Source organism: Micromonospora sp. URMC 106 (assembly GCF_051386395.1).
Taxonomy (GTDB): domain Bacteria; phylum Actinomycetota; class Actinomycetes; order Mycobacteriales; family Micromonosporaceae; genus Micromonospora.
In genome coordinates, this window is record NZ_JBPQTP010000077.1 from 23,532 (window position 1) to 32,579 (window position 9,048).

6 protein-coding genes and 1 pseudogene are annotated in these 9,048 nt (G+C 74.1%); 1 reads left to right on the plus strand and 6 read right to left on the minus strand.

Annotated features, from left to right (window positions below):
* Positions 1 to 9: 9 nt before the first annotated feature.
* The 4 genes from pulA to ACSNOB_RS22075 form a co-directional block, all read right to left on the minus strand.
* The gene (gene pulA / locus ACSNOB_RS22060) at positions 10 to 5,511 is read right to left on the minus strand and encodes a pullulanase-type alpha-1,6-glucosidase (protein WP_436688352.1); all 5,502 of its coding nucleotides are present in this window, start codon (positions 5,509 to 5,511) and stop codon (positions 10 to 12) included.
* 155 nt (positions 5,512 to 5,666) lie between these two features.
* Complete coding sequence (locus ACSNOB_RS22065; RefSeq protein ID WP_436688353.1) at positions 5,667 to 6,353, minus strand: cellulose binding domain-containing protein; 687 nt, start codon at positions 6,351 to 6,353, stop codon at positions 5,667 to 5,669.
* 77 nt (positions 6,354 to 6,430) lie between these two features.
* Positions 6,431 to 6,820, minus strand: coding sequence for a hypothetical protein (locus ACSNOB_RS22070; protein WP_393103866.1), 390 nt, complete (start codon positions 6,818 to 6,820; stop codon positions 6,431 to 6,433).
* A gap of 37 nt (positions 6,821 to 6,857) precedes the next feature.
* Positions 6,858 to 7,526: a hypothetical protein gene (locus ACSNOB_RS22075; protein ID WP_436688354.1), complete on the minus strand. Its 669-nt coding sequence runs from the start codon at positions 7,524 to 7,526 to the stop codon at positions 6,858 to 6,860.
* A gap of 19 nt (positions 7,527 to 7,545) precedes the next feature.
* On the opposite strand from ACSNOB_RS22075, the gene ACSNOB_RS22080 reads away from it, so the two are divergent.
* Positions 7,546 to 7,728, plus strand: a complete 183-nt coding sequence (locus ACSNOB_RS22080) for a hypothetical protein (protein ID WP_357465055.1) — start codon at positions 7,546 to 7,548, stop codon at positions 7,726 to 7,728.
* Positions 7,729 to 7,819: 91 nt separating this feature from the next.
* Here ACSNOB_RS22080 and ACSNOB_RS22085 read toward each other — a convergent pair.
* Together ACSNOB_RS22085 and ACSNOB_RS22090 are read right to left on the minus strand one after the other, a co-directional pair.
* Positions 7,820 to 8,173 (minus strand): annotated as a pseudogene (locus ACSNOB_RS22085) (glycosyl hydrolase family 28-related protein); the annotation flags it as partial.
* A gap of 74 nt (positions 8,174 to 8,247) precedes the next feature.
* Positions 8,248 to 8,658 (minus strand): ArsC/Spx/MgsR family protein, encoded by a 411-nt coding sequence (locus ACSNOB_RS22090; protein WP_436688355.1) that lies wholly within the window; start codon positions 8,656 to 8,658, stop codon positions 8,248 to 8,250.
* Positions 8,659 to 9,048 lie beyond the last annotated feature (390 nt).

Genomic DNA, 9,048 nt, shown 5'->3' on the forward strand with positions numbered 1-9,048 from the left:
GTGTGTCACCTACTGCTGGACGAAGACCGCCACGCTGCGCGCCGGCACCGTGAACGTGCCGCTCGCCGGGTCGAAGGAGGCCGTCCGCAGCACCTCGTCCGCCGAGGTGCGCAGCACCGGGTGCAGCGCCACATCCGCCCCGCGCAGCCCGGTCAGCTGCTGCGTCGCCGTCTCACCGGTGGCGTTGAAGACTACCGTCACCGACTTCCAGCGCCCGTCGAGGCCGCGTCCGTCCAGCGTCATGGTGAGCACGCCGGGCGTCTCGGCCGCGCCGGAGAGCGGGAAGGCGACCCGCTTCTGCACCTGCTCCGCCGTGGTCAGCCCGAAGACCGGCGAGGAGGCCCGGATCTTCAGCAACTCGGCGTACCGGGCGTCGGTCATGGTGATCGCCGCGCAGTCCGGGACCAGCGCGGGATCCGCCAGCAGCGGCTTGGCGTACGGCCACTTGTCCCGGTTGTCCTGCGCGGGCGGCAGGCCGGCGCCGAACCCGTTGCCCCGCGCGCAGTCCCACCGGATCTGGTTGAACCAGTCACCGGAGTTGTACGAGTTGCGGTCCAGCGACTTCGAGCGCAGCCGCTCGGTGCCGGTGGTGACGAATCCGGTGCCCTGCCCCATCACCACCGTGCTCAGCGCCAGCACCTGCATCCGGGCCCGGTCCGCCATCGGCGTGTCGTGCGGCAGCTTGTACGCCAGCGCGTCGTACAGGATCTCGTTGTCGTGCGCGTCGACGTAGGTGACCGCCTCCCCCGGCGCGGCGGTGTAGCCGGCCGGCGAGCCGTTGTAGTCGACCTGCGCGCCGGTGACCTGCCGGCCGGCGGAGTCGGTGAACCGGTAGCCGCGCAGGTTGCCGGTGAGCCCCACCTTGATCAGGTCGTGCTGGTGCAGCAGGCGGGCCTTCTGCTCGGCGGCGGACCCGTTCACCGGGTCGCCGTTGGGATCGGTGAACAGCCCGGAGGCGAAGCCCTGCGCCCGCGGGTTGGCGTCGAACGGCCCGCCGCCGCGCACCGCGTCGCGGAGCCGGTCGTTGAAGGTGCCGATCCCGGTGCCGGCCATGTTGGCCTGGGTGGCCTGCATGAACCGGGCGTCGCCGGCGACCTCGCCGAAGTTCCAGCCCTCGCCGTAGAGCAGGATCTTCTTCCCGTCCACGCCGTCGCGGGCCACGGTCAGCTCGTCGAGCGCCCTGCGCACGGCCAGGATGTTCGCCTTCGGGTGGTGGCCCATCAGGTCGAAGCGGAAACCGTCCACCTTGTACGCCCGGGCCCAGGTGACCAGCGAGTCCACCACGAGCTTGCCCATCATGGCGTGCTCCGGGGCCGTGTTGGCGCAGCAGGTCGAGTTGGCGACGCTGCCGTCCTCGAGGAGCCGGTGGTAGTAGCCGGGCACGATCTGGTCGAGCACCGACTTCGGGTCGGCGCCCGCCGCCGAGGTGTGGTTGTAGACGACGTCCATCACCACGCGCAGCCCGGCGCCGTTGACCCCGGCGACCATCTGCCGGAACTCGGTGGTGCGCCGCGCCCCGGCCGGGTCGACGGCGTAGCCGCCCTCGGGAACCGTGTAGTGCAGCGGGTCGTACCCCCAGTTGTAGCCGTCGGTGTCCGCCACCGCCGCGACGCACCGCTGCTGCTCCTCGGAGTCCGGCGGCAGCGCGGCCAGGTCGCAGGCGGGCTGCCGCTGGTCGGCACGGCGCTCGGGGATCGTGGCGAAGTCGAACGCGGGCAGCAGGTGCAGGTGGGTCACCCCGGCGTCACCGAGCGCCTCGAGGTGCTTCATGCCGGCGGTCCCCGGGTCGGTGAAGGCGAGGTAGGTGCCCCGCCGCTCGGCCGGCACCGTGGTGTCGGCGACGGAGAAGTCCCGCACCGACAGCTCGGAGATCTGCACCTTCGTCGACGGCACGGCCGCCGGCTTGCGCAGCCGCTCCCAGCCCGCCGGCGCGAGCGCCGGGTCGGCCAGGTCCACGATCTGGCTGTGCGTGGAGTTCGGCGCCAGCGCCAGCGAGTACGGGTCGGTCACCGCGGCGGTGACCATCTTCTGCGTCGCCGGTTGCCACGCCCGCACCTGGTAGCGGTAGTACTTGCCGTACCAGTCGCGGGCGCCGCGCACCGACCAGACGCCGGTGCGGTCGTCGCGGCGCATCGTCACCGTCCTCGGCTGCCCGGTCGGGGAGTCGAAGAGCTCCAGCGACACCTGCCGCGCCGTCGGCGCCCAGACCGCGAGCGTCGGCACCCTGCCGGCGAAGGTCGGCCCGAGCTTCGCGTCGGCGGCCCGGGCGTAGACGTCGTCGAGCACGCCGGGGATCTGCACGCCGGTCGCGGCGAGCAGGGTGCCCTCGGCGTCCCGCTCGGTCACCAGGAGCTGCCCGCGCAGGGCCGCGGGAACCTTGCCCAGGTCCCGCCGGTCGAGCGTGAAGCTCCGGTACGCCCACAGGTGCGGGAAGGCCGCGCGCTGGGCCTCGGTGAGCCCGTTGCGCTGCGCGTCGAGCGGAAGCGTCGTGTACGTGCCGACCAGCTCGCCGTCGGCGACGGTGACCCCGCCGGCCGGGGCGGCGACCAGGGCGTACGTCCTGCCGTCGGTGGGCCCGGTCCGCCAGGCGACGGTCGAGCGGTCGATCCAGTGCGCCTTCTGCTTCGTGATGTCGACGTCCCGGGCGGCGCCGGACGCGGTGGACGGCAGGAGCCGCCCGGGCGTGCCGGCGAGCAGCCACACCTCGCGGCCGGCGGCGGTGAAGTCGAGCCGCTGGTCGTCGGGCAGGTCCTTCTCGTCGCCGCGGTGGATGATGTAGCTCAGCCCGGTCGCCCCGGCCGCCAGCGGCACCCGGAAGACGGCGCCGAAGGAGTCGACGCTGGTCGGCGCCATCGGCTTGGCCCAGTCCGTCGGGGTGGCGGCCCCGTCCCACAGGTGCAGGCCCCAGCCGTCGTAGTTGCCGTCGGCCCGGTGGTAGTGGATGACCGCGGTGCCGTCGGCGACCGGCGGGTCGGGCTCGCCGGTGGCGGCCTGCCGGGTGGGGTAGACCGTCGGGTCGCCCTGCTTGACCCAGACCTCGCCGGTCTGTGTCACGTCGATGGTGCGGTCCTGGCCGACGTCCTTGTTGCCCTCTGCGTCGACCACCAGGAAGCCGACGGACTTCGCGCCGGGCTTGAGCTTCACCCAGGCGAACCGGCCGTACGAGTCCTCACCGGCGAACGGCTGTCCCTTGGGCCACTGGGTGGCGTACGCCGGGTCGATGTCGCCCCAGGCGTAGAGGCCCCAGTCGGCGTAGCCGCCGGCCGGGCGCTGGTAGTGCACCACCGCCCAGTCGCGGGAGGCGGAGGCGGCGGGGGTGCCGACGGTGGCGGTGGACCGGGCGGTCGCGGTGCGGCCCTTCCCGTCGCGGACGACGGCCTTGTACTCGATCTTCGTGCCGCCGGCCAGGCCGGTCAGGTCGTGGTGGACCGTGTACGGGGCCCGGTCGGCGCTGCCGAGCAGGGTCCACCTCCCGCCGGCGACCCGGGCGGCGACGCTCACGGTGGCCAGCGGGTCGCCGGTGACCTGGGCGGTGACGGCGGCCTTCGTGGCGACGGGCTCGCCGGGCGCCGGGGCGGTGATCGTGAGCTGCGGCGCGGCGTCGGGCAGCGCGATCGGGGTGCCGGCGCGGTGCACGACGGCCGACAGCGGCGGCACGGTCAGGGTGAGCTTGCCGTCCGCGCCGGCGACCGGGGCGGCGGCGCCGCCGTAGACGCCGGCGAAGGTGGCGCCGGCCGACCACGTGTCCACGGTGACAGTCTGCGCGGTCGCGGCGTTGTTCACCGCGACGACGTACTCGGTGCGCTGCTTCGGGTCGATCCGGGAGAAGGCGAAGACGCCGGGGCCGTCGGCGGCGTACCGGGTGACCTGGACGCCGTCGCGCAGGGCCGGGTGCGCCTGGCGCAACGCGCCCAGCTCGGCGATGGCCCGGTAGAGCGGGTGCGTCGGGTCGAACTGGTCCGCCGCGTGGGTGCGGTCGGTGCCGAGCAGGTCGTCGTCGAGGTAGTCGGGGGTCTTCGAGGCGAACATGTCCTGCCGGGCGTCCTTGTCCCCGCCGGGGCCGGTGAAGCCCTGCTCGTCGCCGGAGTAGACCACCGGCTGGCCTCGGGTGAGGAACATCAGCTCGTGGGCGAGCCGGTCGCGGCGCAGGTGGCTGGCCGGGTCGGCGCCACCGCCCGCGATGAACGAGCCGATGCGGCCCATGTCGTGGTTGCCGAGGAAGGTGGTCAGCCGGCCCGCGTCGGTGTCGCGGGAGTTGTAGAGGTCGTCGCGGGCGTACACGTCGGCGAGGGCTTTGGCGGAGCCGTCACCGGCGGTGTAGCCGCGCGCGGCCTCCTGGAAGGCGAAGTCGAGGGTGGCCGGCAGTCCGCCGCGCCGCACGTACGTCGAGGTGATCTCCGGGTCGGCGCTGTAGACCTCGCCGAACATGAAGAAGTCCGGCTTGCCCGCGCGGTCGGCGGCGCGCTCGATGCCCTGGCTGAACTGCGGCCAGAAGTCGAGGTTGGCGTGCTTGACGGTGTCCAGCCGGAAGCCGTCCACGCCGGTGGACTCCACCCACTCGGAGTAGACCTCGGTCAGCCCGCGCACCACCTCCGGGCGCTCGGTCCACAGGTCGTCGAGGCCGAAGAAGTCGCCGTACTCGCTGTTCTCCCCGGCGAAGGTGGAGTCGCCCCGGTTGTGGTACATGGTCGGGTCGTTGAGCCACGCCGGGACCTTGACCTTCGCGTCGGCGGGGGTGGCGAACGTCGGCGTGTACGGGAACGACGTGGTGTCGACCTTCGGGAAGTCCCGGCTGCCGTCGGCGTAGTTGCGGTCCTCGAAGGCGCGCCCCTGCGCGTCGGTGTAGGGGGAGGTCGCCTTGTCCACGTAGGTGTACCTGTCCTCGGCGTACCTGATGACGTCGGCGGTGTGGTTGACGATGACGTCGAGGTAGACCTTGATCCCGCGCTGGTGGGCGAGCCGCACCAGCCGCTTCAGGTCGTCCTTCGTGCCGAAGTGCGGGTCGACCTGGGTGAAGTCGGTGATCCAGTAACCGTGGTATCCGGCGGAGACGTCGGACCCGGTGCCCTGCACGGGGCGGTTCTTGAAGATCGGGGCGAGCCAGATGGCCGTCGTGCCGAGCCCCTCGATGTAGTCGAGCCGGTCCATGACGCCCTTGAGGTCGCCACCGTGGTAGAAGCCCTTGTCCTTCGGGTCGAGGCCGGTGGCGAGCCGGTCCCCGGTCAGGCCGCCGGCGTCGTTGCGCCGGTCGCCGTTGGCGAACCGGTCCGGCAGGACGAAGTAGAACTGCTCGGCGCGGGCCTGGCTGCTTCCGGCCTTGAGCAGCGCCTCCGCCGAGGGCTCGGCGCGCCACTGCGCGGCGCCGGCGGCGGCGAGCGGGCCGGTGCCGTCCGGGCCGGCCGTGGCGGCGGCCCCGAGCTGGCGCACGGCGACCGGGGCGCCCACGAGGGTGAGGGTGAGCATGCAGACGAGGGCGAGCAGGGCCTTGCGCGGTATCGGCGGGGGTTTCATCGACGGCCTTCCTCTGGTCGCTGATTGGCCCGCACGCTAGCCCTTGCCGAAACATTCTGCAATACCTTGCAAACAGCGTCGCAACAAAGCAGTCGGCTTGCAAAAGGCGCGGCCCGGCGCAACCCGCGCCGGGCCGTGGTGGGTCCGTCGGTGACCTACAGCCCGCGGCAGGCGCCACCGTCGACGACGCAGCTCGTCGGACGACTCGCCGCGTGCTCGACGTAGAACCGCAGCGCGACCGACGCGCCCCCGGCCAGGTCCTCGCCGCTGTGGTAGGTGAAGCCGTCGTCGGTCCGCCTCGCCGTCCCCTGTGGCGCCCCCTCGATCCACGCGCTGCCCAACCGCCCGCCCGGGAAGGCCAGTCGCGCCGTCCACTCCCGAGCGGTGGTCGACGCGTTGCTGACCAGCACCTCACCGACGAACCCGTCGTGGAACTGCTCCACCACCCGGTACCGCCCGCTCACCGGCGACGCGGAGGGCGGGGCCACCGCCACCGCGTCGTCGGTCCGGCTGGCCGTCGGGGACGGCGTACGACTTTCCACGGGCCGGCTCGGGGTGGGCCGGCCGGTGACGCGGCCGGACGGCGTGGGCGACGCCCGCCGCGACGGCGACGCGGTCGTGGCCGGAGTGCTCGGCGAGGGCCGCGGGTCGGGCAGGGCGAGGGTCGGCTCGGGCGGGCGGGGCTGCGCGTCGAACGCGGGGCTGCGCCCCCGGTAGGCGCCGAGCGCGATGACCAGCAGCACCACCATCACCCCGACGCCGACCGACACCACGATCCAGGGCGAGGACGCGATGGCGGCCGTGCCGTAGGACTTGCTCGGAGTTCGGTCCGTCCCGGACATGGCCCTCCTCCAGCGGTCGTCCCGGGCAGCGTAGCGGTCGGCGACGACGGGGTGGGACGCCGAGCGCTACCCGCGGGTCAGGCGGACCGCAGCACCGTGCAGATGACCGGGCCGTCGTCGGTGGCGCGCAGCAGGTAGCGGTAGCGCTCGCCGCGCACCGCCCGGCCCTGGCTGTCCAGGAACTCCCACTCGACGGCCACCATCGTCAGCAGCGCCGACATCGGCTGCACGTCCTCGATGGCCGCGTGCGCGGCCACCAGCTCGCGCTCCTGGTAGTCGGGGGCCGCGCCCACGAAGGACAGTGCCACCGCCGCCGGGGAGGTGAAGGAGAAGCTGTAGGTGTCGGCGACCACCAGCCCCGGCAGGGCGTAACAGCCGGCGATGGCGGGCAGGTCGCCGGTGGTCAGCGCCAGGCCGTACCGGTCGAAGAAGTCGGCCAGCGTGTCGAGATCGGTGGAAGCTCTCACGGGGACAGCATTTGCCGGCCGGCCGTCGCGCCAAACCTCACCGCGCCGGGACGCGTACCTCGATCTCGGCGCCGAGCCGGGCGTCGCCGGCCAGCCCGAGGTCGTCGCCGCTCCAGAACCGCCCGGGGTCGTACCAGTTCGGACGCCGTCCGGCGGGCAGCAGCCCCATCGCCTCGTAGGTCACCGCGACGACCTCCGCGCAGTACGCCGTCTCCAGCGCGCGGTCACGCACCGACGCGCCGGAGCGGTCCCGGCCTGTCCGGGGCAGCGCCGGCACCCGCAGCGCCGGCACCCGGCCGCGCAGCCAGCGCCAGGCGAGCTGGGCGGTGGACGGGAACGGCGTGCCGTCGAGGCGGGCGACGGTGCGCAGCACCGCGTTCTCCATCTCCGCGTCGGCCGGCGGGTCGAGCTGGCGCAGCCACGCCCGCTGGCCGTACCGGTTGGCCCAGACGCAGACCGCGTCGCGCAGGTCGTGCAACTGCACGCCGCGCTGGTGGGTGCCGGACCACATGTCGGGCAGCGACCTGCCCAGCTCCGCGTGCCACATCAGGGGCGGCATGTCGTCCAGCACCACGGCCATGCCGACGTGGTTGACCGGGCTGTTGGTGGTCAACTGGATGGCCCGGTCCGGCACGCTGCGGCCCCGGAACACCCACACGTCGCCGGTGCGGGTCAGCTCCACTGCCTCGTCCAGACTGATGCTCATGGGGGTCTACCCTAGGCCGATGCGGCAACGGATGCGGTGGTGGAAGGTGCTCGGGCTCGCGGGTCTCGCCGGCGTCGCGGCGTCCGGGGTGGTGATCGCGCGGGCCGAACGGCGACGCCGGGCGTACACCCCGGAGGAGATCCGGGCCCGGCTGCGCGACCGGCACGCGGAGGCGGCGGCGCCCGCCGACGACGCGCGCTGACCGCCCCCGGGCGTCAGTCCTCGTCGTGGTGGTTGCCGTCCCAGCGTCCGCCGATCGGCGGGGTGTCGAGCCGCACCGGCCCGTCCGCGTTGCCGTGCTGCACGGTGGTCCAGAGGGCCAGCGGGGTCGGATCGGCCCGGTTCCCCTCGTTGCTGAGCAGGAGCCGCGTCGCCCCGGGCCCCGCGCCGATCAGCGACACCCCGCTGCGCCACACCGTGCCCGCGTCCCGGATCGAGTAGATCCCCGGCGGGCAGTAGATGACCCGGGCCCGCCCGTCGGCGGCGTACCCCTCGCCGAGGCGGTCCACCAGGTCGGAGAGCGCGGGCTGGTCGTTCGTCACGCCGTCGCCGCGCAGCCCGAACTCGTGCGCGTCGCACCACAGGGGCGCCCCGGCGACCGGGGTGAGCCGCTGCGGGACGGCGGTGGACAGACTCTGTGGCGCCATCCGACCCCTCCCTCCGGCGTGCGGACGGTGCCGTCCGACCGGCCGCATTCCCGCCGGCCACGGGCGGAAACGCGCTACCGCGGCGAGGAGGGGCCCGGCTCCGCGTCGCCGCCGGGCGTCGCGCCGCTGCGGCGCACCGCCTCCGCCAACGCCTCGGGGGTACGGCCCACGAGCGCGCTGCCGTCGTCGAGCAGCAGCAGGGGCCGCTGGATCAGCTCCGGTGCGGCGACCATCGCCTCGATCCAGCGCGGCTCGGCCGCCTCGTCGCGCGGCCAGTCCGCCATGCCGAGGGCGACGGCGGCGGGCTCCTGCGTGCGGCAGACGTCCCAGGGGCGCGCGTCGAGCCGGCGCAGCACCTCGGTCAGCTCCGCCGCGCTCGGCGGCCGGGTGAGGTACGGGCGGACGCCGTAGTCCACCCCGGCCTCGTCCAGCGCGGACCGGGCGGCGGCGCACTTCGAGCAGGACGGGTTGTTCCAGATCTCCATGCCGTCATGGTCGCAGCCGTCCGACCGCCGGCCGCCGGGGGCCGGGCCCGGCGGGTGCCCGTTCCGGCTGGTTCGCGGGCCGGTGCGGGCGGCCCCTCCCGACCCGTGTGCGAACCCCCGCAGCCGCTGGCCCGGCGCGCCCGCGTGGGGTGTGTGTCCGGTTCGACGCGGGTGCGGTGGGGTGCCGATGCCGTGTGTCGGGTTTGTGGTGGGTTGTGGTGGCGGGCGCCACCGGCCGGGTGGGCATGGGCCGAGGGCCCGCGTCGTTGTATTCATCGTGAGCGCGTGACCCCCGAGCCGTTGCGACGGCCCGGGGCGACGGCCGGAATGCCGGCCGGCCCCACGTCGTTACACCCCCCGGACCCGAGACGAGCCGGGCCGCCGGCCGCC